Source organism: Aquirufa sp., from assembly GCF_044377215.1.
Lineage (GTDB): Bacteria > Bacteroidota > Bacteroidia > Cytophagales > Spirosomataceae > Aquirufa.
Map to the genome: position 1 here is coordinate 94,977 of NZ_JBILJM010000002.1, position 22,861 is coordinate 117,837.

Consider the following 22,861-nt stretch of genomic DNA (forward strand, 5'->3'; position numbering starts at 1 on the left):
TATATAAAATTAACATGTAAATCATCGGATAAAATTTCAAGATTTCCCTATTTTAGTACTTTCATTCATGCCATAATCATAACTAGTTGATCGAGAAAAATATATCCTTGTCCGAAATCTCCTTGATTGAGTTTCTTGGAGTTTCCAATGCACATTTTCAATTACTCGTGGACGCATTTCCACAAACGAAAATCATCTCTCGCGGAGACCAGTTGACCATTCGAGGTTCAGATGATCAAATTGCTCTAGTTGAAGCGATCGTCAATCAATGCATTCAGCACTTGAATAAACACAGTACGTTTACGGCAATTCACATGAAGGCCTACATCGATTCGGTGTTAAACCCAACGGGTGAAGAGACGGTTACCCCATGGGTGGAGGATAAAGATGTGTTGCTTTTTGGGAACAAAGGAATTGTAATCAAAGCGAAGACGCCTAACCAACGTAAACTCGTAGACGCAGCTAATGAAAACGATATCGTTTTTGCCATTGGACCTGCGGGTACTGGTAAAACCTATACAGCGGTGGCTTTGGCTGTTAAAGCATTGAAAAATAAAGAAGTTAAAAAAATCATCATTACGCGTCCCGCGGTAGAAGCTGGAGAAAATTTAGGTTTTTTACCTGGTGATTTGAAGGAAAAAATTGATCCATATTTACGCCCCATCTATGATGCCTTGGATGATATGATCCCTGCGGAGAAGTTGAAATTCTATTTGGAAAATCGGACTATTGAAATTGCACCTTTGGCCTATATGCGTGGACGGACTCTAAACAAAGCATTTATTCTGCTTGATGAAGCGCAAAATACGACTTCGATGCAGATGAAGATGTTTTTAACTCGAATGGGTATTCAGTCAAAAACCATCATTACAGGTGATAAATCACAAGTTGATTTGCCTAAAAATCAAACATCTGGCCTGGGAGAGGCCGAACGTATATTAAATGGAATAGAAGGTATTTCGTTTGTTGAATTGGATGGTTCAGATGTTGTCCGACATCGATTAGTTCGTAAAATTATTGAAGCCTATGGAAAGCAGGATAAATAAAATTACGCAGGCCCTATCCCCTGTTGAAATTGATCTTGTTTTTGCGATTCGGACGGAGGTTTTTGTCGTGGAACAAAAATGTCTACCTGTTGAAGAATTCGATGAGTTAGATGCAGTTGCCATTCACTATCTGTACTGGGTTAACGGCATTCCAGTAGCTACGGGTCGCTATCGTAAAACCGACAAAGGAATAAAAATTGAACGCATTGCCACCTTAGCTGCTTATCGTGGTCAGGGGTATGCCTCTAAAATGGTGCGTTTTTTGATTCAGGAGGCACAAATCACTTATCCTGGTGCGAATTATTTCTATTTACATGCCCAACAATCAGTGATGCCTTTATATGCGTCTGTCGGTTTTGTTGCTTTTGGTGGAACCTTTATTGAAGCCGATATTGTTCATCAAGCCATGTCATTACATCTTTAATTAAATCCATGTCAACCAAATCAATTCAAGCTATTTACCCTCCGGGTCCTCCTCATTTTGTAGGTGACGGATTTCGAGTACATAATTTTATTCCGAGTAGGCATGGCTTAGACATGGAGCGCATGAGTCCATTTATCATGATGGATTATGGTGCCAAATTTTATTTCCCTCCTTCAGATACACCACGTGGCGTGGGTGTACATCCCCACCGGGGATTCGAAACAGTAACCATTGCATACAAAGGACGTGTCGCGCATCATGACAGTGCAGGTGGTGGTGGAATCATTGGAGAAGGCGATGTGCAATGGATGACTGCCGCTTCAGGTGTATTGCATAAAGAATACCACGAAGAAGAATTTAGTAAATCAGGTGGTGATTTTCAGATGGTTCAGCTGTGGGTTAATTTACCGGCAAAGGATAAGATGTTGGCACCCAAATACCAAGCAATTTCAAATAAACAGATTCCGCGTGTTCCTGTTCATTTAGGCGAGGTGGAAGTGATAGCAGGTTCTTATCAAACTGCACGCGGAGCAGCAAGTACCTTCACGCCAGTTAATTTGTTGAATGCCAAATTGAGTTCTGGAGGAAAGGCAAGTTTTGATTTTCCTGCCAATTACAATACGGCGTTACTGGTTATAGAAGGTAAAATTCAAGTTAATGGAGTTGAGGTAGCCCCAGAAAATCATTTCGTTTTGTTTGATACCGATGGAACTCAATTTGAGATTGAGGCATCTGAAGAATCTGTGGTTTTGATACTTAGCGGCGAACCGATCAACGAACCGATTGCTTCACACGGACCTTTTGTGATGAATAGCCGACAAGAAATTATGCAGGCTTTTGAGGATTTTGAAAATGGAAAATTCGGTAATTTAGAGTAAATACTATTTTGTTTTTACACGAGATTTTTCGGCATCTAATCCGGTTGCTCGTACCCTCGCTCCTTTTATAGACATATTTCCAAACCGGTAAGTGAAATTCAAACGAACTACACGCGAATCTTGACGTGGTCGAACGACAATATCCAAGTCGCCGTATTTGATATATACATTTGGATTCGAGGTAAACAATACGTCTTGTGCGTTTAAACGCAAAACACCTCGCTTGTTGAGCATTGTTTTTTGAATACCTAAATTAAGTGCTCCTCCTGCTCCAAAAATAAAGGCACTTTCCAACCCACCCGTGAAATAATTTCCGCCAATTTCAAATCGGAAATCTTTTGGTAACGTGAAAATGTGGTTCGTGTTTATATAGAACATGTTTCTTGCTGGGCTTAAAGCTGTATTTTCAATCTTACCTGTTAACTCTGCCCGATTGAAATAGATATCGGTGTTGTTCGTCCACCATTTTTTAATTGGTATAGGTAGTGAAAAACCTAAACTGTAATTAGTCCTTTCGGCCATATTAGCGGTGGTTTGATACGATTTTCGTGCTTCCGTATCCTGTTTTAATATTTCAGTGATGACATTGGTCGTATGGCTGTAGCCGAATGTTGTGCTGAAGGCGCCTAAAAAGGTATGGCTTAATTCAATCGAATTAGTTAGCTGTGGCGTCAGCATGGGATTTCCCACTTTAAACGTGTAATTATCTAGAAAGAATACGAATGGATTTAGGTCCCCATAATTGGGACGGTCGATCCGACGGGAATAGTTAAATCCAAAACTGTGTTTTTGGGAATAATCATATTGGATAAATGCACTTGGGAATAGCTGTGCGTAATCTCTGTGGAACGTTGAATCTTTCACGTTTGACGTATACGCTTCCGAAATTCCATCAGCCGCCGTCCATTCGCCGCGTAAGCCGAGCTGATAACTTAATTTTCCAATGGCTCGTTCCGTATTTAGGTAGGCGGCATGAATTTGCTCGCGGTAAATGAATTGATTGCTTTGACCTGTTAAAAACTTAAACTGTGCGTCACCTTCATTTTTTCCTTGAAAGCGCAAATCGTTATCTGTCTGTACGTAGGAAGATTTAAGACCGGTTCCCCATTTTGATTTTAAGAAAGATGGAATGACGTAATCTAGTTTAAAGGAGTATTGGTCCACGAATGATTTGGCATCATTAATCAACAAAGAATCGACACGCAATGGTTTGAAATTACCTGTTAAAAACTGAGATTTTAGATTTGAAGTACTATTGTCGGCAAAGCGCGCATAATCCAAGTCAATCGTCAATTCCCTCCCTGTGCTATCATACGTATGTTTTACATTGAAATTAGCGGCATAGTTTTGACTTGGATTTCCCACATTATTGATCGTATTTAATCGGAAAAGGGCATCGCCTGTTGTCGTATTTTGCGTGGTTTTATTCAAGCCATCCCGTAAGGTATATTGATTGAAATTGCCTGAAACCAAGATGCCCAACGTAGTTTTTTTGGAGAAATACCAGTCAACCCCACCTTTGAGTTGGGTACTTTGATTCTCGTTTTTATAGGCAAAGCTATTTTCCCAAACTTCATTTTGCGCCCTAAAATTTCGAACTAAGTTATTTTTTTCTAACAGTGTTCGATTGATTACAGAACCGTTCCCAAACCAGTTCCAGCCATTTTTTCGGTAGTTAAGATTTACTCCTGCACTCTCACGGGCATAAATCCCTTGGGCAAAGGTTGCATTGGCAGATCCATTCAGACCAATGTTTGAATTCTTTTTTAACTTAATGTTAATGATTCCTCCCGTTCCCGCTGCATCATAACTTGAGGAAGGGTTGGCCATAATCTCTAATTGGGATATTTGGTCTGCTGGTAAATTCTTCAGATAATTCGCTAAATCAGCTCCTGTTAAATATGAAATTTTGCCATCAATCATCACTTTGGCTCCTGATTTTCCGCGAAGTGAAATGTTGCCATCTTTATCTACAATCACCCCTGGGGAACGCTCTAATAGTTCCATGGTGGTATTTCCGGCAGCCATGGCCGAGTTCTCTACATTGACAATTGTCTTATCTAATTTCCTTTCAATAAATGGTTTGGTCGCTGTGACTTTAACCTCCGCTAATTCAGTGCTCAGCGGACTTAAGGTAATGATGCCTAATTCAATTTTACTATCAGCCGTAATTTCTTCTAGGTTCAATTTGATGGATTTTAATCCGGTGGACTGAATTGTCAGGGTAAACTTTCCTAACGGTAGTTTGCTCACACGTAAATCACCGTTTTCATCCGTATTCATTCCCTTGACGATGCTAGAATCAGCGGATTTTTTTAACAGAATCGTCGCAAAAGGAAGTGATTCTTTATTGGTATCTTGAAGATGGAGGTGTAATGAATTTTGGCCAATAGCCGAAAAGCTACTTAGTACGAGTAAAAAAAGAAATCTCATGCAGTTGAACTAAATGTAAAAATTGACCAGCAAGATGCACGTGAAGTACAAACAGTTGTCTGATCAAAAAAAGAAATGCCCAAGGTTTGAGCCTTAGGCATTAGTCTTTCAAATAGTAGTTGAAATTAAAATGGCAAATCGTCACCACTTTCAGCAGCCAATGGAGGGAATTGATATCCGCCAGCAGGGCTTGCTTCAACATTAGGTGGAACGCTTGGGCTAGAGCCCGAACGATCAAGACGATAGGCACGAATTTCAGTGTACCAACGTTCATTATATTCGCGTGATTCTACATTAAATTGAACCTTTACGATTTCTCCTTCTTGTACCGGTGCTAGATCTTGGGTTTTGTCTCCCCACACCGACATACAAACTTTTTTAGGATATTGATCTTGTGTTTCAAGGACAAACTCTTGTTTGATCCAGTTGGAACCATTTTTACCTGTTCCTGTAACCTCAGGTAATTTCTTGATTAGTTTTCCGCTTAGTTCTAAAGCCATTAATTGAATTATTTGAATTTTTGAATTGTTGGCAAGTAAGTAAATATTTGGTAATTTTGCTAACCGTTTTTGGCGATGTGGTGAAATTGGTAGACACGCTACCTTGAGGTGGTAGTGCCGCTTTAGGTATGGGAGTTCGAATCTCCCCATCGTCACGAAATTTTTTGTTTAATCTGTAAATCATGTTGAAGATGAAGCCTTACAGTGTGTTACTTTATTATAACTATATTCCTATTCCCAATCCGGAGGAGTATCGCATCAAACACCACCTTTTTTGTATCGAAAATAATCTGCTCGGCCGTGTCATTGTCGCAGCTGAAGGATTAAATGGTACGATTTCAGGTCTTGCATCAGATTGTGATGCCTACATGCGTTGGTTAGAAAATGACCCAATTTTTGCCGGTACTGATTTTGATTTCAAAATAGAATCTCACGATAAACATACGTTTAACAAGCTTCATGTGCGTGTTAAAGCAGAGATTGTTCATTCTGATTTACCAGTGAATCCACGCATTAAGACGGGTAAACATCTAAAGCCGAAGGAATTTAAGGAGATGTTGAAAAACGATCCCGATGTAGTCTTGGTCGATATGCGTTCTAATTATGAGCATGAGTTGGGTAAGTTCAAAGGAGCCTATACCTTCGATATGGAGAATTTACGTGATTTGCCTGAGCATGTACAAGAGATTGAACATTTGAAAGGTAAAAAGGTAATTACGTATTGTACTGGAGGGATCAAGTGTGAAAAAGCGTCAGCTTATTTGTTGGAGAAAGGTTTTGAGAATGTATACCAACTCCACGGTGGGATAATTAAATATGGTTTGGAGGAAGGTGGCGAAGACTTTGATGGTTCGTGTTACGTGTTTGATAACCGGGTGGCCACGCAAGTTAATTCAGTTAATCCGGAGGTTATCTCCACTTGTTTTGTTTGTCAGGAAGCATCTGATCACATGGTGAACTGTGCAAATCCGGAATGCAATGAGCATTTAGCTATTTGTCCGAGTTGCTTGAAAGAAATGGAGGGTGCTTGTTCGACAGCATGTAAAGACCATCCGCGAAAGCGTCCTTACAATGAAAAAGGATATTATTCCAAAAATTCGGTGGGTTATTCGCCGGAGCTAGGATTCAAGTCCTTTGGCAGAAATGAAAAAATAGAAAAGAGAAAAATGCTTTAAACTATTTTTTTAGTAACCTCCTCTACGCGGTATCTCGTTATATCCTTGATAAGATCCAACGGCATAGGTAAATGGTATGGGAATTTTACTGAGCCTTTCGCTCCCTCAAATGAGTTTAAGCGTTCACTAAATTCCGTTAATGCGCGCGGTCCAGGATAAAATCCGATGTGGTTGTTCCAAGCCGCAAAGTGTACTAGGTTTTTCTGGTACTTGAAAGTTGGCATTTCGTATGACATGATCTCTTGCGTTCCTTCTGGAACAACGGATCGAATGGCATCTCTAACTTCGCGTAATATTTTCTGAGTGGCTTCAGGAAATGTATTGATATATTCTTCCATTGATTTAGGCTAATTGACGATGTCTGACAAACAAAAATAAGGGAAAGGCAAAAGCGAAGCCAATCAATACCGTTGCTGCTAAGTATAGGTAAAGGTATTTGATTTTGATGCGGATTCCTTCGACCAACATAAAAAAGGTTCCCGTAATAGCTCCCGTCCAAAAATCACAACTCAAACTTTTAGCATAAGGATCCATGGTCCAGGTGCTTTTGCAAAATGCAATCACATCAAAGTTCCCTCCATTTTCTTGTATACCCACAAAGACAAAATAGGCTGTAAATCCACCGCCTACGATGGATAAAAGCAAATACAGATAATGCGCATTTTTCATACGATTGATTTTATAGTTATTTTTCTTCCTCTTAATTCAATGATTTCATTGATTTGTTTTCCTACAAGTAATTCACCTAAGGGCGAATCTGCTGAAATCGCATAAAATGGCGTTCCTGAGCAGCTTAATTTTCCTATTCCCACAGATAAATAATAGTTTTCCGCATCCGTTTCGATGAAACTGCCTAGGCCCACGCGCGTTGGATTTTCGTGTATATCAATGCGCTTCATTTGGGCTAGTTGGCCTTTTAGCATATCCAAACTCGCACTTATCTTATCCATTTCCCGTTGCATCATTTCTCTGCCCGTTTCAAACTTATCGCCTGCACTACTTTTGGTATCGGAATCTCGGGATTCTTTGGCCAACTGAAAATCCTTTCTCCCCTGCTCCATTCGCTCCTCTAGATGTTGGAGAATAACCGAATGAATTTCTGCTTTGTTGCTAACCATATAAATGAAATGATTTCGGAAATTATCAATAATTTCGCGGATGACCTATTTCTCGCCAACTGACTTAATCATAAATCCGGACGGTAGTTCGTATCATTTAGCGATTCGCCCAGATCAATTGCCTGACCAATTGATCTTAGTGGGTGATCCTGAACGGGTTCCCAAAGTCTCCCAATATTTTGATCGAATCGATACCCAAATTCATAAACGTGAATTTATAAGCCATTTTGGAGAACTAGGCGGTCGGCGCTTAGGCGTAATCTCCAGTGGTATTGGTGCGGATAATGTGGAAATCGTGTTGAATGAATTGGATGCGTTGGTCAATATCGATTTTGAGACACGTCTTGAAAAATCAGTTAAAAAATCCTTGAATCTGATTCGCATAGGTACTTCTGGGAGTATTCAATCTGCTATACCTGTAGATACTTTTTTAGTTTCGGAGGCAGCTATTGGATTTGATAATTTGGCGCAATTTTATGGATTTGAATCAGATAAAATGCTTTCAAGTGATCTATTGCGGGATTGGTGTGAATCGATTCATTATCCATTGCCTGTGTATGGCGCTCAGGCTAGTTCAAAACTAATAGAACAATTTCAGATGATTCCGTTGCGCGGATATACGTTAACTGCTCCTGGGTTTTATGCGCCTCAAGGAAGAACTGTTCGGATGAATTCCATGTTGCCAAATTTCTTGCAGTATGTTGCGGCCAATGCATTTGATGGTCATTTGATTACTAATATTGAAATGGAAACAGCGGCATATTATGCCTTTGCAGCATCTTTGGGTCATGAAATGATATCGCTTAATGCCATTTTAGCGAATCGCCAAACGCACGAATTTTCACAAGACCCCGAAGGTCAGATCCAAAAACTTATTGAGCTGACTCTAGATTCAATTGCATCACATAATCGTCCATAACATAGCCATTACCTATATCTAGGACCATTTCTTTTGCTCGGAAGAAGCCTATTTTTTCATAAAATTGAACAGCTGAATTGAATTTATTTACATTTAATTCAATTTGCCTCACTCCTGCTTTGAAAGCTACATCTTTAATGAATTCAATGATTTTGGTACCTGCGCCTTTTGATTTTTGGTCTGGATCAAGATAGATTTTGTGCAATTTCATTTTGCTGGGTTCCGTTATTTCCATCGCGAAATAACCAATCACCAGATCTTCTTCTACGGCCAAATAAAACGCTATCTGTGAATTGATTTGCTTCATCAAAACTTCCGTTCCATACATCATAGCCAACATATAGATCGTTTGATCCTCGGATAAAATATGGCTGTACGTAGGACGCCATGCTTTTTCAGCGATTTGTTGGATAACTGGTATATCAGAAATGACTGCTTTTCGGAATTGCATAGACTAATTTAATGCGCGCAAATTTGTAAATTGCGCACAAATATACAATCTATGAAGCCACTTATTTTAATTGCCAATGATGATTCTATTTCTTCCAAAGGAATTCGTGTTTTAACTGAAATTATGTCAGAAATGGGTGAGGTAGTTGTAATTGCACCGGATACGCATCAGTCTGGCATGGGACATGCGATTACCATGGGAGCTCCTCTTCGCGTGACAGAAACTTTTGACTTTGGTCCTCAGGTCAAATCCTATAAATGTTCCGGAACTCCTGCCGATTGCGTAAAAATTGGAAAACATTTGATTTTAAAGGATCGAAATATTGATTTAGTCGTATCTGGAATTAATCATGGTTCCAACGCCTCGATTTCTGTTTTATACTCAGGAACAATGTCGGCCGCCATCGAAGCTGCCATGGAAGGAATTCCTGCCATTGGATTCTCCTTATGTGATTTTCGGGCCGATGCAGATTTCAGTCATTGTCATGATTTTATAATTAAAATAAGCCAACAAGTATTAACGCATGGTCTACCGAAAGGCTTGACGTTGAATGTTAATTTTCCGGAGAAGTCGGCAGAAGCGCCGAAAGGAATTAAAGTCGTTAAGCAGGCAGATGCGGTTTATCGGGAACGTTTTGCAGAGCGCAAGGATCCGTATGGCCAGCCTTACTATTGGATGGATGGCGATATTGAACATTTCGACAAAGGAAATAATACAGATTTGGATGCTCTAGCAGCCAATTACGTGAGTATTGTACCTATCAAATATGATCTGACTGATTATGATGAGTTACGTGAGATGCAAACTTGGGAACTTTAGCGCGTAAGTCATTAAGGTCGCTGCTGATAATACATCTTTAATTTCCCCGTTTAGTGCCATTTGAATGGCCTCTTGAACGGGGATTTTTTTGATTTGTAGTATCTCGGTAGATTCGGGCTCAGACTCTTTCATGGATAAATTTTCTGCCAAATACATCATCGATTTTTCATCAGTAACTGAATTTGAGAGGTACTGCTCCCCCAAAAACGTCCATTTTTCTGCAATTAGGCCTGTTTCCTCTTTTAGTTCACGTTTGGCTGCGTCAAGTGGTAATTCATGTAGACAACCTCCCTCAGGTAATTCCCACGAATAGGCATGGATGGTGTAGCGGTATTGGCCAACTAAATAGGTGTTCCCTTCACTGTCGATAGGCAGCACAGCGATCGCTGTATTTTTAAAATGGACTTTCCCGTAAATCCCTGGTTCTCCATTGGGTTTAATGACATCATGATGTTCGATTCGAATCCAATCGTTTTCGTATCGTATTTCTTCACGGAGTGTTTTCCACGGGTTTGATTCCTGTTCCATCCAACAAAAATACTATCTTTGTTGACAATTTACGCGCATGAAACAAAGGCTAATTATTTTTTCCTTTTTCTTGAGTTTGCTGATCATGTCGGCAAAGTTTTATGCCTATTATCTAAGTGGTTCCACGGCCATATTAACAGATGCATTAGAGTCCATCATTAATGTTGTTGCAGCAGCATTTGCCTATTATTCAATCTATTTGGCTTCATTACCTCGCGATTTAAACCATCCCTACGGTCATGGGAAAATTGAATTTTTCGCTTCTGGACTAGAGGGAGTTTTGATTTTGCTTGCGGCAGCCTATATTTTCCTACATGCATCTCAGCATTTGATTGCAACGCCGAGTTTACAGCGTTTAGATTTCAGTATGTATGTTTCGTTGGGGTCAGCATTACTAAATGGTATCATGGGATTTTACCTCGTTCAAGTAGGGAAAAATTCGCATTCTCCTGCGCTAGTTGCTGATGGGAAACATTTGAAATTAGATGCTTATAATGGCTTTTTTATCGTTTTTGCCTTGGCAGTCACGTATTTAACTCAATGGCTTTGGGTGGATGCATTAGCTTCTTTGTTATTTGCAGCGATGATGTGCTGGCAAGGTATTCGCCTAATTCGAGAATCGGTTGCAGCTTTGATGGATGAAACAAATCCTACTGTTTTTAATAAAGTAATTGAATGGATTACGCAGCACAGACGGGTTGTTTGGATTGACCTGCACAATTTACGTATTCAGCAATATGGCGGTGATTTACATATTGATTGCCATTTGACCTTGCCACGTTACTGGGATTTAAACCGCGTGCATGATGAAATTCATGACTTTGAAGTCAAAATTAGTGAAGTTTTACCTACTGAAATTGAGATATTTGTACACGTAGATCCGTGTTTGGATGATTGTTGTTCACACTGTGCAATAGACGACTGTCCTATACGGAAAGCTCCTTTTACCAAGAAAATCAATTGGAACGCCACCAATATGGCATTAAACCAAAAGCACTTTTACGCGCTTTAAGCTGGTTTTAATTTACCCATTCCTCCGTCTACGCCCATAATTTGACCTGTAATCCACGAATTCTCTGGATCCAATAAGAAATACGTCAAATTAGCCATGTCTTTTGACTCTCCCACGCGTCCTAAGGGATGACGTTTACCACTTGCCTCAATTTTTTCTGGAGAATTGAGTAAACCTGCTGCAAGAGGCGTATTTGTTAATGAAGGAGCAATGGCATTTACACGTATTTGTAAAGCTGATAATTCTGCGGCAAGTGAACGTGTAAGTCCTTCAATCGCACCTTTGGAACTAGCAATTGAGGCATGAAATCCCATACCCGTTTGAACAGCTACGGTACTAAATAGTACGATTGAGCCTGATCCGTTTTGTTTTAGATTAGGAAGATACGTTTGAATCACTTTTACAGCGCCGAGTACGTTGATTTGAAAGTCCGACTGGAAATCCGCTTGGGTTAGTCGGTGAAAAGGCTTTAAAACAATACTACCTGGATTGTATACAATGCCCTCAATCGGCCCATCGATTGTTGGCAAGGCTGCATCTGTAGACGCATCCCAAACATGATTCTTGCAATTTTCAGCAGCTGTACGTGCAATGTTAATGACACGATGTCCTGCTTCTAAAAGTTTATTAGCCGTAGCGGCGCCAATTCCATGACTGGCGCCTACAATGATATAAGTTCCCAAATTGCTTAGTTGTGAAGTGAGTCTAAAAATTCTCGCTTTGTATTTTCTTCTTGGAATTTACCTCCGTAAAATGAAGTAATCGTAGATGTGGCATCATCTTTTACCCCACGCGAGGAAACACACAAGTGTTTAGCATCAATAAATACAGCAACATGATCTGTTTCTAAAACTTTTTGTAGGTATTTGGCGATTTGCATGGTTAATCGTTCCTGAACCTGTGGACGTTTTGCAAAATACTGAACAATACGGTTAAGTTTTGATAAACCAATTACTTGACCAGACGAGATGTAGGCAATATGTGTTCTACCTACGATGGGTACAAAATGATGCTCGCAATTCGAGTAAAAACTGATGTTTTTCTCAATCAACATCTCATTGTATCCGAATTTATTATCAAAGAGCGCTATTTTGGGCTCATTTGCGGGATTTAATCCACTGAAAATCTCTTTAATATACATTTTTGCAACTCTTTTGGGAGTGCCACGTAAAGAGTCATCAGTAAGATCTAAACCTAAGGTCAACATGATTTCGCGAAAATGTGATTCAATTTTCTCGATTTTTTCTGCATCAGAAAGATTAAAAGCATCCTCCCTCATCGGTGTTTCGATTGAGGTGGCTACGTGATTATCTCCAATTTCTTCGTCATTTAACAAGAAATGGTCTGTATCAATTAGCAGGGAATTCAACGAAATTTCTTTCTGTTTCATATAATTTTATTTTCAATTCTAATGTTGAGTCGATGTGTGGTCTGAGTTTACCAAAAATAACAATAGCTATATTTTCGGCTGTTGGATTTAAATTTGCAAACTCAGGTACATCTAAATTTAAGTTATGGTGATCGAATTTTTTACAAACTTCGCGTTGCACCAAATCCGATAAAATTTTTGTATCAATTACATAACCAGTATCCGGATTAATTGTTCCCGTAACTTGAATAATTAATTCATAATTATGTCCGTGGTAATTGGCATTATTGCACAAACCAAAAACTTGCTTGTTTTTTTCGTCACTCCAAGCGGCATTGTGTAACCTATGTGCGGCATTGAAATGTTCTTTTCGGAAGATACTTACTTTAGGTGCGTCGTTCATTTTTTTATATAACTTGTAAATTTACAAGACTAATTTGATTAAATTTCAATTTCAACTTCTTTAAACCTCGTAAGACAAATTATGAAGCGAAGAAAATTTATCGCTAAATCGCTCGTCTATTCTTCAGGCGCTGCTTTTTTACCACACTTAGCTAAATCACAATCATTACAACAAACAAAAGTGCGTTTAGGTTTTATCGGAGTTGGCCTTCGAGGCCGCGATCACCTCGGAATGGCGCTTTATCGTGACGATGTTGAAATCGTGGCCATTTGTGATATTGACCCCAATGCAATTTTACAGGCTCAGAAATTGATTACCGATAAAGGTCGCAAGCCTGCTGCTGTTTATCAAAAGGGCGATCATGATTTTGAAAATTTAGCTAAACGCACTGATATCGATGGTGTTGTTATTGCGACACCTTGGGAATGGCACGTTCCCATGGCACTCGAGGTTATGAAACAAGGTAAATATGCGGGAGTTGAGGTATCCGCTACCGTAACTTTACAAGAGTCTTGGGATTTGGTCAATATGTTTGAAAAGACTGGATCACATTGCATGATTTTGGAAAACGTATGTTACCGACGTGACGTGATGGCTACACTCAATATGGTCCGTCAAGGGATGTTTGGTTCACTATCACATGTTCAATGTGGCTACCAACATGACCTTCGCGAGGTAAAATTCAATAATGGGAAGCAAGCTTATGGTGGAGGTGTTGAATTTGGTGCCAAAGGTTTTTCTGAAGCCAAATGGCGCACGCAGCATTCGATTGATCGAAACGGCGACCTTTATCCTACGCATGGATTAGGTCCGGTGGCAGAGATTTTGAATATTAATCGAGGAAATCAATTTGCCTACTTAACCTCTATGGCTTCACCTGCGATGGGTTTACATCAATATATCGAAGATAAAGGAGGTAAGGATCATCCCAACGCGAAAGTTAATTTCAAATGCGGCGATGTTGTTCAGACGATGATAAAATGTCATAATGGGGAAACCATTTTGATTACGCACGATACAAATTTACCACGACCTTATTCTTTAGGATTCCGAGTTCAAGGAACAAAAGGGATTTGGACAGAAGATAACAAGTCTATTTACCTGGAGGGAGTTTCTCCGAAACAACATCGTTGGGAAGATTTTAAGCCGTATCAAGAAAAATACGATCATCCGCTTTGGAAGGCACATGCAGCAGATGCTGAAAATGCAGGACACGGAGGAATCGATTATTTTGTACTCCGCGCATTTATAGAATCTATTAAAAATAAAGTAGCTCCACCAATCGACGTATATGATGCGGCGGCTTGGTCGGCCATTTCACCACTTTCAGAGGAGTCTATCGCGAAGGGCTCCGCTCCTATCCAAATTCCAGATTTTACGCGTGGAAAATGGAAAACCAATAAACCAATCTTTGCATTAAACGAACAATACTAAATCTATGACTAACGCTAAACAATCCAATGGCCCTTTAATCATGATCGGAATACTCTTTTTTGTATTCGGATTCGTTACTTGGGTGAATTCAGTACTTATTGCATTTTTTAAGGATGCGTTCCAACTGAATAACTTTCAATCATTATTAGTTACCTCAGCCTTCTTTATCTCCTATTTTGTTATGGCTATTCCTTCTTCATGGGTATTGGCCAAAACAGGGTTTAAAAATGGCATGTCTTTTGGTTTATTAGCCATGGCTGCAGGAACGTTGTTGTTTATACCTGCTGCCAAAGCAGAGAATTATAGTTTATTCTTATTAGGTCTTTTTGTGATCGGTACGGGTTTAGCGCTTTTGCAAACGGCATCGAATCCCTATGTTACAATTTTGGGGCCTTCTGAGAGCGCAGCACAGCGAATTTCTGTGATGGGAATTTGTAATAAAGTTGCTGGAATTCTAAGCCAAGTTATTTTTGGTGGATTGCTTTTGTCATCTGCTGCGGGAGCGGCTAAACTTGAAACTGTCATTATGCCTTATGGTATAATGACCGCTATTTTGGTTGTCTTGGCCTTATGGGTGCGTTTTTCTACGCTACCAGAAGTGGAAGCGGAAGAAACTGAAGAAGAAAAGAGCGCTACCAAATCCAGTGTTTGGGAATATCCCAATTTAGTTTTGGGTCTCATTGCATTCTTTTTGTATGTAGGTGTCGAGGTAATGGCTGGGGATACGATTATCAATTATGGCGTTTCTAAAGGTTTCAGCATGGATATTGCTAAATCTTTTACCAGCTATACCCTATATGGTATGTTGGCCGGCTACATCGTAGGTATATTTTTTATCCCTAAATACCTTAGTCAATCCAAAGCATTAAACTATTCAGCAATTTTAGGAATTGTTTTCTCTGTAGGCGCTGTAGCATTAGATGGATATTTATCTGTTTTATGCATCGCATTATTGGGCTTAGCTAATGCATTAATGTGGCCTGCTTTGTGGCCTTTAGCTATTCAGGGATTGGGTAAGTTTACCAAAATTGGTTCTGCTCTAATTATCATGATGATTTCTGGAGGTGCCTTAATTCCTTTGGTATATGGTTCGATTGCTGATAATCTTGGCGATACGCAACTGGCCTATGTGATTATGGTTCCGTGCTATTTATTTATACTTTATTATGCAACAATTGGTCATAAAAAGAGTTCTTGGTAAGTAGAAAGATAATGTAGAAAAGCCCCCTCTCTCCATTGATAGCTGGGGCTTTTCTTAGTAATTTTGTTTTATGTCTCGAATATTTCAATCTCCTAATGCTCATTTAATTGCCGATGGCAATCAGTACGCACGTTCGCTCGTTTCTTATCAACGCAGAGAAACTATACCTGTTCAGATTGGAGATTTATATTTAGGATCAGATTTTCCTATTCGAATCCAATCCATGACGACTGTGGATACGATGGATACGCAAGGTTCTATCGAACAATCCATTCGGATGATCGATGCAGGTTGTGAGTTAGTTCGAATTACCGCCCCTTCTGTCAAAGAAGCTCAAAATTTAGAAAATATTCGGAAAGGATTACGTGCTCGTGGATACCATACACCTCTAGTTGCGGATATTCATTTTACCCCCAATGCGGCTGAACTTGCTGCAAGAATCGTAGAAAAGGTTCGGATTAATCCAGGCAATTATGCCGATAAAAAGCGCTTTGAGACCATTGAGTATACAGATGCTTCCTATCAATCAGAATTAGAACGTATACGGGATAAGTTTTTGCCATTGGTTAATATTTGCAAGGAATATGGCACTGCGATGCGCATCGGTACAAATCATGGTTCTTTATCAGACCGTATATTAAGTCGGTACGGTGATACCCCATTAGGTATGGTCGAGTCTGCTTTGGAGTTCTTACGCATTTGTGAGGATGAAAATTATTTCAATGTTGTTCTTTCGATGAAATCCTCCAACACGCAAGTGATGGTGGAAGCATATCGTCTGTTAAGTAAGAAATTAGTTGATGGTCAGTTCAAGGCTTATCCATTGCATTTGGGTGTGACAGAGGCTGGTGAAGGGGAAGATGGCCGTATTAAATCGGCTGTTGGGATTGGTACCTTATTAGAGGATGGATTAGGTGACACGATTCGTGTTTCATTAACGGAGGATCCTGAATTTGAAATTCCTGTTGCGCAGGAACTTGCGCGTCGTTATCAATCACGGGCATCTATTAGTACACCGATTCCTTCCTTCAAGACCAATTTACCAGGTATAGATTCGCCTATAAATCCGTTTGCACACGAACGAAGAATTACGAATGAAGTATGCAATTTTGGCGGCCATCAAGTACCACGTGTGATTGCCGATTTTTCACAGATTGCTCAGATTAGTATGAACGATTTAAAAGCTTTGGGACATTTTTATTTGCCAGAGCCAGATAAATGGGCTATGAACGACCTGGGTGCTGATTATATTTTCACCGGGGATATTGGTATCGATTTTATGTTACCGAATGGATTAAAACAAATTGTTAATGCGGCGCATTGGAAAGGCGATGTACATGTTTTCCCCTTGTTTAGTATTGAATCATTCGAATCAGATATTCCTAAGCACCCAGAGTTAAATTTCATTACGTTAGATTGTTCTGATTTATCATTGGTAAATCGCCTACCAAATGAACGTGCTGTGTTGATTTTAAGTAGTGAAAATCCACACCAAATGGCTGATTTGCGCCGAACATTTTTCGAATTACTACAAAAGAATATTCAGATTCCCGTGGTGATTCAATTAGCCTATTCGAATGTGGACTCAAATCAATTGCAATTATTTGCGCCCACGGATGCAGGTGGTTTGTTTATTGATGGATTAGGTGATGGTATTATGCTTTCAATGCCTTATGTGACAGATAAATATGAATTATTGAATGCGACCGCTTTTGGAGTTTTGCAGGCTAGTCGGATGCGTATTTCTAAAACAGAATATATTTCTTGTCCATCATGTGGCCGAACGCTATTCGATCTTCAAGAGACAACTGCGCGCATTAGACAGGTAACTGATCATTTGAAAGGTATTAAAATTGGTATCATGGGTTGTATTGTCAATGGTCCAGGTGAAATGGCAGATGCCGATTATGGCTATGTGGGTATTGGTAAAGACAAAATCGCCCTATATAGAGGCCAAGAGGTTGTTAAAAAATCAGTTCAAGCAGATGCTGCTGTAGATGAGTTGATTCAGTTGATCAAAGATGATGGTAATTGGAGAGATCCACAGATAACGAATTAATTATGAGCAGATTAAAGGAACAATTTAAAATTGGCGAAATTTTCACCTATTTCATTCGGGTTTTTCAGAAACCTAAACCAGGCGCCCCCACAAACTTTAACATTCGCACGATGCATACGATCAACAAGATATCGATCGTCATGTTTTTGTTTTGTATCCTTGTGATGCTTTATCGTGCCTTTTTGCGCTAATTAGCGAAGCCCAAATTTACACCAATTTGCTTGTGCGTATTTAAGGGCCGCTTTGTCTTTTGTTTTTGAATTGACAAAATCACATAAATATTGGTATTCTTTCGGACCGGGTGCACTTGGAAGTGCATCGATTAATTGATCGATAACTTTGATTGCGGCCATTGCCTTCTTTTGCTTAAATAAAAGAATACTTTCGGCCATCCATGTTCGGCGAACAATGGACTCTTTATCAATTCCGGTCTTTGCCATTTGATCCTTCAATTTCGCAATTTCAATTGCTGAAAGCTTATTGACTTGAGAACTGGTCATTACAATCTGAAAAATATTCTCATATATCATTTTAACCAGTGATGGATCTGCGATGCGATTGTATTGCGCTAAATGACTGACGTAATAATCAAAAAGTGCATTGTTATTATTCATCATGACCATTTGGATGATGTTTATCGCGCTTTGACTCACATATTGGTTGGTGGGCATTACCTTAATGAGTTCATTCACCAATTTTATATTCGTTATTGTATCTGCCGTCAAACGCGCAACTTGTGCATAGTTTAATAAGAAGGCAAAACTGCGTTCTCCTGCTTTGTATTTACTCGCAAAATTTGTGGCTTGTTCAGCAGGATTTGACGCTTTTTGAGCAATACTGTTCACATTAATGATGGTGTTTTCCTTTTCGCCAAATGCTTTTGCTTGAAGTAATTTCATGCTTTTGGGATCAAAAAACAAAAATGTAGGGGTCGCGTTAATGTTGATTTTTAATTGCTGTATTGCTTTTAAATTTTCAGGCTTACGTACGTCTAATTGAAAATTAACGAAGTTGGCATTATACAAAGCACCTACCTGTGGCTGAGCAAATGTCCCTTTAAATGAATTGCATACATGGCAAGTTGGCTCATATACTTCTACAAAAAGTAATTTATTTTGTTGTTTAGCCGCATTGATTGCTGCTTGTAAATTGGCCGATTTGATAAAGTTTATCCCTTTTTGCGCGTGTATACTGGTGGCGAAAATGATACAAAGGAAGAGTGATTTTAGTAGACGCATATTAATAGATTATTGGCCTTTTGATGCAGCCGTGATTTCTTTTTTCAAATTCTGAGATAGTTTTTTACAAACTTGCTCAACCTCAAATGCAAATTCAGTATCCCCAGTAGCTTGTAATGCTGCATCGCCGACTGTCCCCATGATTTCAATAAAAAACCGTTTCATATCGAGTGTCTCCATATCTTTAGTCCATAGAGGTAGAGTTAAAGTCCCTTTGTGATACGGGTCCCATGTCGCGACTAAAATGGCTTTTGTTTCCTCGATACCTTCGTTTGGATTGTCGGTTGCTGACCAAGATATTTGTTCAGGTATATTATTTTCGTCAAGTTGTATATTAAAATGGATTTCAGATTGTTTCATTTCAGGCGTTTGTTTTTCGTTTGTTTGATGTAATTCCAAACTAAATAAATCGTATTTTCGTACAAAAGTAAGAAAACTTAATGGTTCGAGCAGAAATTATTACCATTGGCGACGAGATACTATATGGTCAAATCCTTGATACGAATACACAATGGATTAGTCTCGAGTTAGATAAATTAGGGATTAAAACCGTGCGGAAATCATCCGTAGGTGATCAAATTGATGAAATCGTTCAAATACTTAAGGAAGCACAAAAGCGAGCTGATGTTGTTTTTATTACGGGTGGTCTTGGGCCAACCAAAGATGATTTGACGAAAAAGATACTTGCAGATTTTTTTGGATGTTCGCTAGCTTATCATGCTGAAGCATTGCAAGATGTGACTGATTTTTTTGCGAAGCGAGGACGTGAATTAAGCGATTTGAATCGTGATCAAGCATTATTGCCAACAAAATGTACATTTATACCCAATAAGCAAGGTACAGCACCTGCTATGTGGTTTAATGAATTAGATACTATTTGGATATCCATGCCGGGTGTACCTTTTGAGATGAAGTCGATTATGGAGACGGAAGTACTCCCACGATTGGTTAATTATTTTAAATTGCCTGTCATTGTTCATCAGCTGGTGAAAACGGTAGGAATAGGTGAATCATATTTGTCTGATTTAATTCAAGACTGGGAATTACAATTACCTAGTCATATTAAATTAGCCTATTTGCCTTCTTTGGGTATTGTGAAACTTCGTTTAACTAGTTTCGGAGATTCAGCTAAAAGTCTGCACGAGCAAATTTCGCATGAGTTTGCAAAGGTTATGCCTTTAATTAAATCATACGTTTTTGGTTATGAAAAGGATGAGCTCGCCGATGTTGTTGGCAAACTTTTGATAGAACAAAAATCAACATTAGCCTTAGCAGAAAGCTGCACGGGTGGATATTTAGCACATCAATTCACGCAACACCCAGGAAGCTCAGCCTATTTTTTAGGGGGTGTACTTGCCTATGCAAATGAGGTTAAAATGAATCAATTGGGTGTTTCCTCTAAAATTTTAGATGAGGATGGTGCGGTAAGTGATTCGTGTGTTATCGCTATGGCTACAGGTGTTCGCCAAATGACTGGAAGTACGTATGCACTTGCCACTTCTGGAATTGCTGGACCTGAGGGTGGTACGCCAGATAAGCCGGTTGGGACTATTTGGATAGCTTTAGCTCACCCAAATGGCGTTTTGGCAAAGAAATTAACGTTGGGGGGAACGCGTATTCAAAATATACATTTAACATCATTAACTTCAATTAATTTATTGAGAAGATTTTTACTTAACGATTTGGCTGAATAATATGGCGCTTACGGAAATTGTTATGCCCAAAATGGGTGAAAGTATCATGGAGGCTACTGTTTTAAATTGGTTAAAACAGCCAGGTGATTTTGTGGAAGCTGATGAATTTATCTTGGAAGTAGCCACAGATAAAATTGATACGGAAGTCCCATCTCCTGTCGCCGGAGTATTAAAGCAAATTTTAATTCAAGAGGGTCAGATAGCAACCATTGGAAAAGCGATTTGTGTCATAGATGCAAGTGAAGTTTTAGCTGTGGAATCAAAAGGATTTTCAAGCGAAGAAGTGTTTCATCCTGAACCAGAATTGAATGTTTTACTAGACCTTAGTTTAGGCAATTTTGATGGTGCTGAGGTGAAGTCAAATCCATGGGTATCTCCTTTGATTAAGCAGATATGCCAACAAGAAAGTGTGTCCCAGCGAGAATTGAGTGGGATACGTGGTTCCGGAATGGATGGTCGGGTGACAAAGAAAGACGTATTAAATTACATTGCTGTTCGAAATTCAAAGCGTGTGATTGCTTCAGGTACGTTAAGTCAGGGGGCAGGTTTGCGTTTACCGGGCGATGAGGTGATTGAAATGGATCGAATGCGTAAAATGATTTCGGAACGCATGTCTGATTCAAAGCGAATTTCTCCGCATGTCACCTCGTTTTTAGAGGCCGACATAACAAATATTGTGCTTTGGCGTGAAGAAATAAAACATAAGTTTCTTGATAAATTTAAAGAGCCCATTACCTATACGCCTCTCCTATTTATGGCCACAGCAAAAGCGATTAAGGATTTTCCGGGAATTAATATTTCTGTAGAAGGTAACTACATCGTTCAGCATCGTCAAATTAATATTGGAATGGCGGTTGCCTTGCCAAATGGTAATTTAATTGTACCCGTCATACACAATGCTGATCAGTTATCCTTAATTGAACTTACGCAAAAAGTGAATGATTTGTCGGCACGCGCCCGCAAGAATAAACTAACACCCGCTGATTTAGAAGGAGGAACCTATACAATTTCAAATATTGGTGGTTTTGGAAATTTAATGGGTACTCCCATTATTGTTCAGCCGCAAGTAGGGATACTTGCTTTTGGCATTATTGAAAAGAAACCTGCAGTTATTACAGGACCTACTGGCGAGGATCAAATTGCGATTAGGCAAAAGATGTTTATTTCTCATTCATATGATCATCGCGTGGTGGATGGAACGCTTGGTGGCGGATTCCTTAAACGTGTTTCTGATTATCTAGAACAGTTTGAGCCACAATTTAAGCTATAACAAAAAGGCCGTCGATAGACGGCCTTTTTGTTATTAAAATTTTGCGTTGGGATCCTTAACATTGGGACGTATAATACGAAGCCAAGTCAAAATCTTTATCATTGGATAAGTTGGATCAAACTCGAACCATTTCGTGGCGAAATTGACACGATTAGGCAGTTTATGATGATTATTTTGAAATAACTCGCCCATCATGATCACATCGAAAACCAATGAATTTTTTGAATGGTCATGATTATCATAATTTTGATAACCATATTTGTGACCGGACCAATTGACAATGGCACCGTGAACAGGACCCATTAAGAAATGCACCGGTAATAAAAAGAAGAATGCCCAATGCATATCAAAATAAATAAATGCGATAATGTAAAGAGAAGCATAAGCAACGCCCCAGCCAACACGGGAATACCATGAATCACCAATTTTCTCGATTGTTTTAGAAACGGGATAATCATGTTCAAAACGATCTTCAACTGTTTGCTTTCTGTTTAGAACCGCATTGTAAATATCTTTCGTTTTCCACATCATTGTAAAGACGTTACTTGAAAACATAGGCGAATGCGGATCTTTTTTCGTGTCAGAAAAAGCATGGTGCATGCGGTGAAGAATTGCATAAGCCCGAGGACTTAAGAAGGAAGAACCTTGTGAAAGATAGGTTAAAAAGTAAAAGAACTTTTCCCAAAATTTGTTCATCAAGAACATTTTGTGCGCTGAATAACGGTGAAGAAAAAAGGTCTGACTAAATAACGAGATGTACCAATGAATGATAAATGCGGGAAGTACTAATTGCATAAAGAATTTTAATTTTTTAATGACAAATTTAAACACCATTTTTCCTTTAAACGTTTTAAAGGCTACTTATTTTTCTGATTTTTATCAGATTTAGA

Annotated in this window: 26 protein-coding genes and 1 tRNA gene; 14 read left to right on the forward strand and 13 right to left on the reverse strand. The window is 39.2% G+C overall.

Annotated elements, in window-relative coordinates:
• Positions 1-107 precede the first annotated feature (107 nt).
• Genes ACIQ6T_RS01575 through ACIQ6T_RS01585 form a run of 3 tightly spaced genes read left to right on the forward strand, consistent with a single transcriptional unit; the run spans position 108 to position 2,348 of the window.
• Complete coding sequence (locus tag ACIQ6T_RS01575) at positions 108-1,046, forward strand: PhoH family protein (RefSeq protein ID WP_395783531.1); 939 nt, start codon at positions 108-110, stop codon at positions 1,044-1,046.
• Positions 1,027-1,470: a GNAT family N-acetyltransferase gene (locus ACIQ6T_RS01580; protein ID WP_395783533.1), complete on the forward strand. Its 444-nt coding sequence runs from the start codon at positions 1,027-1,029 to the stop codon at positions 1,468-1,470. The genes ACIQ6T_RS01575 and ACIQ6T_RS01580 overlap by 20 nt, the downstream gene beginning before the upstream one ends.
• Before the next feature lie 8 nt (positions 1,471-1,478).
• Complete coding sequence (locus ACIQ6T_RS01585) at positions 1,479-2,348, forward strand: pirin family protein (protein WP_395783535.1); 870 nt, start codon at positions 1,479-1,481, stop codon at positions 2,346-2,348.
• A gap of 3 nt (positions 2,349-2,351) precedes the next feature.
• Here the strand turns inward: ACIQ6T_RS01585 and ACIQ6T_RS01590 are convergent, their stop codons facing one another.
• Together ACIQ6T_RS01590 and ACIQ6T_RS01595 are read right to left on the reverse strand one after the other, a co-directional pair.
• Positions 2,352-4,781 carry an outer membrane beta-barrel protein gene (locus ACIQ6T_RS01590; protein WP_395783537.1) on the reverse strand — a complete coding sequence of 810 codons (2,430 nt, stop codon included), beginning with the start codon at positions 4,779-4,781 and terminating at the stop codon, positions 2,352-2,354.
• A 125-nt stretch (positions 4,782-4,906) separates the two neighbouring features.
• On the reverse strand, positions 4,907-5,281 hold the full coding sequence (locus tag ACIQ6T_RS01595) for a DUF3127 domain-containing protein (protein WP_395783539.1): 375 nt from the start codon (positions 5,279-5,281) through the stop codon (positions 4,907-4,909).
• Positions 5,282-5,352: 71 nt separating this feature from the next.
• Between ACIQ6T_RS01595 and ACIQ6T_RS01600 the strand changes: the two genes are divergently transcribed.
• Both ACIQ6T_RS01600 and ACIQ6T_RS01605 read left to right on the forward strand, forming a co-directional pair.
• Positions 5,353-5,436: transfer RNA gene (locus ACIQ6T_RS01600), tRNA-Leu, on the forward strand.
• 36 nt (positions 5,437-5,472) lie between these two features.
• Positions 5,473-6,456, forward strand: coding sequence for a rhodanese-related sulfurtransferase (locus ACIQ6T_RS01605; protein ID WP_395783613.1), 984 nt, complete (start codon positions 5,473-5,475; stop codon positions 6,454-6,456).
• On the opposite strand, the gene ACIQ6T_RS01610 is transcribed toward ACIQ6T_RS01605, so the two are convergent.
• Genes ACIQ6T_RS01610 through ACIQ6T_RS01620 form a run of 3 tightly spaced genes read right to left on the reverse strand, consistent with a single transcriptional unit; the run spans position 6,453 to position 7,574 of the window.
• Positions 6,453-6,794: an iron chaperone gene (locus ACIQ6T_RS01610; protein WP_395783541.1), complete on the reverse strand. Its 342-nt coding sequence runs from the start codon at positions 6,792-6,794 to the stop codon at positions 6,453-6,455. The genes ACIQ6T_RS01605 and ACIQ6T_RS01610 overlap by 4 nt on opposite strands.
• 4 nt (positions 6,795-6,798) lie before the next feature.
• A complete protein-coding gene (locus ACIQ6T_RS01615) occupies positions 6,799-7,125 on the reverse strand; it encodes a DUF2834 domain-containing protein (RefSeq protein WP_395783543.1) in 327 nt (108 codons plus the stop codon).
• Positions 7,122-7,574 carry a hypothetical protein gene (locus ACIQ6T_RS01620; protein WP_395783545.1) on the reverse strand — a complete coding sequence of 151 codons (453 nt, stop codon included), beginning with the start codon at positions 7,572-7,574 and terminating at the stop codon, positions 7,122-7,124. Before ACIQ6T_RS01620 ends, ACIQ6T_RS01615 begins: the two co-directional genes overlap by 4 nt.
• Positions 7,575-7,614: 40 nt before the next feature.
• Between ACIQ6T_RS01620 and ACIQ6T_RS01625 the strand changes: the two genes are divergently transcribed.
• Complete coding sequence (locus tag ACIQ6T_RS01625) at positions 7,615-8,493, forward strand: nucleoside phosphorylase (protein ID WP_395783547.1); 879 nt, start codon at positions 7,615-7,617, stop codon at positions 8,491-8,493.
• Here the strand turns inward: ACIQ6T_RS01625 and ACIQ6T_RS01630 are convergent.
• Positions 8,447-8,944 (reverse strand): GNAT family N-acetyltransferase, encoded by a 498-nt coding sequence (locus ACIQ6T_RS01630; RefSeq protein WP_395783549.1) that lies wholly within the window; start codon positions 8,942-8,944, stop codon positions 8,447-8,449. The genes ACIQ6T_RS01625 and ACIQ6T_RS01630 overlap by 47 nt on opposite strands.
• A gap of 51 nt (positions 8,945-8,995) precedes the next feature.
• On the opposite strand from ACIQ6T_RS01630, the gene surE reads away from it, so the two are divergent.
• Complete coding sequence (gene surE, locus ACIQ6T_RS01635) at positions 8,996-9,763, forward strand: 5'/3'-nucleotidase SurE (protein ID WP_395783551.1); 768 nt, start codon at positions 8,996-8,998, stop codon at positions 9,761-9,763.
• On the opposite strand, the gene ACIQ6T_RS01640 is transcribed toward surE, so the two are convergent.
• Positions 9,734-10,291 (reverse strand): NUDIX domain-containing protein, encoded by a 558-nt coding sequence (locus ACIQ6T_RS01640; protein ID WP_395783553.1) that lies wholly within the window; start codon positions 10,289-10,291, stop codon positions 9,734-9,736. The genes surE and ACIQ6T_RS01640 overlap by 30 nt on opposite strands.
• Positions 10,292-10,328: 37 nt before the next feature.
• On the opposite strand from ACIQ6T_RS01640, the gene ACIQ6T_RS01645 reads away from it, so the two are divergent.
• Complete coding sequence (locus tag ACIQ6T_RS01645; protein ID WP_395783555.1) at positions 10,329-11,303, forward strand: cation diffusion facilitator family transporter; 975 nt, start codon at positions 10,329-10,331, stop codon at positions 11,301-11,303.
• Here the strand turns inward: ACIQ6T_RS01645 and ACIQ6T_RS01650 are convergent.
• Genes ACIQ6T_RS01650 through ACIQ6T_RS01660 form a run of 3 tightly spaced genes read right to left on the reverse strand, consistent with a single transcriptional unit; the run spans position 11,300 to position 13,075 of the window.
• Complete coding sequence (locus tag ACIQ6T_RS01650) at positions 11,300-11,986, reverse strand: SDR family NAD(P)-dependent oxidoreductase (RefSeq protein WP_395783557.1); 687 nt, start codon at positions 11,984-11,986, stop codon at positions 11,300-11,302. The two genes, ACIQ6T_RS01645 and ACIQ6T_RS01650, sit on opposite strands and share 4 nt — an antisense overlap.
• A 5-nt stretch (positions 11,987-11,991) precedes the next feature.
• Positions 11,992-12,693: a GTP cyclohydrolase I FolE gene (folE, locus tag ACIQ6T_RS01655; RefSeq protein ID WP_395783559.1), complete on the reverse strand. Its 702-nt coding sequence runs from the start codon at positions 12,691-12,693 to the stop codon at positions 11,992-11,994.
• Positions 12,653-13,075 (reverse strand): 6-pyruvoyl trahydropterin synthase family protein, encoded by a 423-nt coding sequence (locus ACIQ6T_RS01660; RefSeq protein ID WP_395783561.1) that lies wholly within the window; start codon positions 13,073-13,075, stop codon positions 12,653-12,655. Before ACIQ6T_RS01660 ends, folE begins: the two co-directional genes overlap by 41 nt.
• An 81-nt stretch (positions 13,076-13,156) precedes the next feature.
• On the opposite strand from ACIQ6T_RS01660, the gene ACIQ6T_RS01665 reads away from it, so the two are divergent.
• The 4 genes from ACIQ6T_RS01665 (at position 13,157) to ACIQ6T_RS01680 (ending at position 17,960) form a co-directional block, all read left to right on the forward strand.
• A complete protein-coding gene (locus ACIQ6T_RS01665; RefSeq protein ID WP_395783563.1) occupies positions 13,157-14,509 on the forward strand; it encodes a Gfo/Idh/MocA family protein in 1,353 nt (450 codons plus the stop codon).
• Between the two features lie 4 nt (positions 14,510-14,513).
• Complete coding sequence (locus tag ACIQ6T_RS01670; protein ID WP_395783565.1) at positions 14,514-15,710, forward strand: sugar MFS transporter; 1,197 nt, start codon at positions 14,514-14,516, stop codon at positions 15,708-15,710.
• Positions 15,711-15,780: 70 nt separating this feature from the next.
• A complete protein-coding gene (gene ispG, locus ACIQ6T_RS01675) occupies positions 15,781-17,769 on the forward strand; it encodes a (E)-4-hydroxy-3-methylbut-2-enyl-diphosphate synthase (RefSeq protein ID WP_395783567.1) in 1,989 nt (662 codons plus the stop codon).
• Between the two features lie 2 nt (positions 17,770-17,771).
• Positions 17,772-17,960 carry a DUF6728 family protein gene (locus ACIQ6T_RS01680; RefSeq protein ID WP_395783569.1) on the forward strand — a complete coding sequence of 63 codons (189 nt, stop codon included), beginning with the start codon at positions 17,772-17,774 and terminating at the stop codon, positions 17,958-17,960.
• Here the strand turns inward: ACIQ6T_RS01680 and ACIQ6T_RS01685 are convergent, their stop codons facing one another.
• Both ACIQ6T_RS01685 and gldC read right to left on the reverse strand, forming a co-directional pair.
• Positions 17,961-19,007 (reverse strand): thioredoxin family protein, encoded by a 1,047-nt coding sequence (locus tag ACIQ6T_RS01685; protein ID WP_395783571.1) that lies wholly within the window; start codon positions 19,005-19,007, stop codon positions 17,961-17,963.
• Positions 19,008-19,016: 9 nt separating this feature from the next.
• Positions 19,017-19,406, reverse strand: coding sequence for a gliding motility protein GldC (gene gldC, locus ACIQ6T_RS01690; protein ID WP_395783573.1), 390 nt, complete (start codon positions 19,404-19,406; stop codon positions 19,017-19,019).
• Between the two features lie 41 nt (positions 19,407-19,447).
• Between gldC and ACIQ6T_RS01695 the strand changes: the two genes are divergently transcribed.
• Positions 19,448-20,701: a competence/damage-inducible protein A gene (locus ACIQ6T_RS01695; RefSeq protein ID WP_395783575.1), complete on the forward strand. Its 1,254-nt coding sequence runs from the start codon at positions 19,448-19,450 to the stop codon at positions 20,699-20,701.
• Position 20,702: 1 nt separating this feature from the next.
• Positions 20,703-21,971, forward strand: a complete 1,269-nt coding sequence (locus ACIQ6T_RS01700; RefSeq protein WP_395783577.1) for a dihydrolipoamide acetyltransferase family protein — start codon at positions 20,703-20,705, stop codon at positions 21,969-21,971.
• 33 nt (positions 21,972-22,004) lie between these two features.
• Here ACIQ6T_RS01700 and ACIQ6T_RS01705 read toward each other — a convergent pair whose 3' ends face one another.
• Positions 22,005-22,766 carry an acyl-CoA desaturase gene (locus tag ACIQ6T_RS01705; protein ID WP_395783579.1) on the reverse strand — a complete coding sequence of 254 codons (762 nt, stop codon included), beginning with the start codon at positions 22,764-22,766 and terminating at the stop codon, positions 22,005-22,007.
• Positions 22,767-22,861: the final 95 nt, after the last annotated feature.